Below are 1336 nucleotides of genomic sequence, written 5' to 3' on the forward strand. Positions count from 1 at the left end.
CCAGTAGCCGATACGGTATCAAGAAAAACCTATACGGGTGCAGATGTGGACTGGTATGTAAAGGCAGAGGATATTGTGTTGAAGAATAAAGGCAACCAGAACGCAGGTAGCCCACAGAACCCTACACCGCAGGGACAGCCGAAGAAATAAAAGTGATGTATTTGTCTTAATTTTGATTGACACGAACAATGCGGAGTGATATATTTATCTCATAAAGATACAAAAACATCTCATTTGAAAGGAGAGATAAATATGTCAAAGAAACAAATTAAAAAAATTATTTTTATGGGGGTAGGGTGTGCTTTATTGCTTATTGTTGGTACAATCTACTCCCTATTATACAATGATGGACGCTGGGTCAAAAATATGGATATGTCGGAATATGTATTTTCTTACAAGGATATTCCTATGTTAGTAATTGGAGCTTTAATAGCACTATATGCTATCTATATAGTAATTATCTGCTTTAAAAATGTCTTTTCAAAAAACAGCAGGGAAAAACGATATTCAAGAACAATTTCTCCTTACTGGGGATTTTGTGGAATGTTTGGTTTTCTGGGGTTTGGCGGATTTTGGACATACTATAAATTTGGAGAAATATTTCCTTTTGCTTTTTTCATATTTTTTGGTTTTTTCAGTTTTTTCTTTGAAGGTAAACTTTCTCATATCTTAGAAGATGAGCTTTTTCAAGAAAATAAACGTAAGGCACAATTAGAAGCCTACAAGATAGGTTTTAAACTATTATTTGTAGTTATCTGGCTTATGGCAATAGGTATGTTTTCCCGTAATGTTGAGTGGTGTGCAATATTTATGCTGATTTCTGTTTCACTTATCTATGCTCTTGTTCTTTTTCTTAGCAACTATTTATTATATCGTTATGAAAAAAGGGAATAAATTATGGAAGCAAAGTTTGTATGTAATTTAAAAAAATATCGTGTAGCACAAGAATTAACACAAGAACAACTCGCTGACATTGTAGGTGTTCGTCGTGAAACTATTATGAGATTAGAAAAAGCACAATATAATCCGTCACTTAAATTGGCAATAGATATTTCAAGAGCTGTAAAAGCTCCGATAGAAGATATATTTATTTTTGAATAAAGACAGTTTAAAGCAGTTAGTCTTAGGATTGACTGCTTTTTTCATATCCAGAAAGGAGTGATTGATTTATGCGTAAGATTTGTAACAAAGGACACCGTATCAGAGCCAGCGACAAGCAACTTGTCTATCACTTTTCCATAGGGACGCTTCTGTTTGTATTCGTAGCGGTTCTTTTGCTACTGAATACGAAACAGCTCATGCGTACCGATTGGGAGCATTTCAGCTTGTTAGAGAA

2 protein-coding genes and 2 pseudogenes are annotated in these 1336 nt (G+C 34.1%); all 4 read left to right on the forward strand.

What is annotated here, in order from left to right; all coding sequences use genetic code 11:
- Positions 1-150: pseudogene (locus I4V84_RS20090) on the forward strand (YdcP family protein); the annotation flags it as partial.
- 102 nt (positions 151-252) lie between these two features.
- Positions 253-894: a DUF3796 domain-containing protein gene (locus tag I4V84_RS19500; protein ID WP_025579173.1), complete on the forward strand. Its 642-nt coding sequence runs from the start codon at positions 253-255 to the stop codon at positions 892-894.
- 3 nt (positions 895-897) lie between these two features.
- Positions 898-1101, forward strand: coding sequence for a helix-turn-helix transcriptional regulator (locus tag I4V84_RS19505; protein WP_008787613.1), 204 nt, complete (start codon positions 898-900; stop codon positions 1099-1101).
- A 68-nt stretch (positions 1102-1169) separates the two neighbouring features.
- Positions 1170-1336 (forward strand): annotated as a pseudogene (locus I4V84_RS19510) (ATP-binding protein); the annotation flags it as partial.

The sequence above is a fragment of the Ruminococcus sp. 1001713B170207_170306_F1 genome, from assembly GCF_015668065.1.
GTDB lineage: Bacteria > Bacillota > Clostridia > Lachnospirales > Lachnospiraceae > Blautia_A > Blautia_A faecis.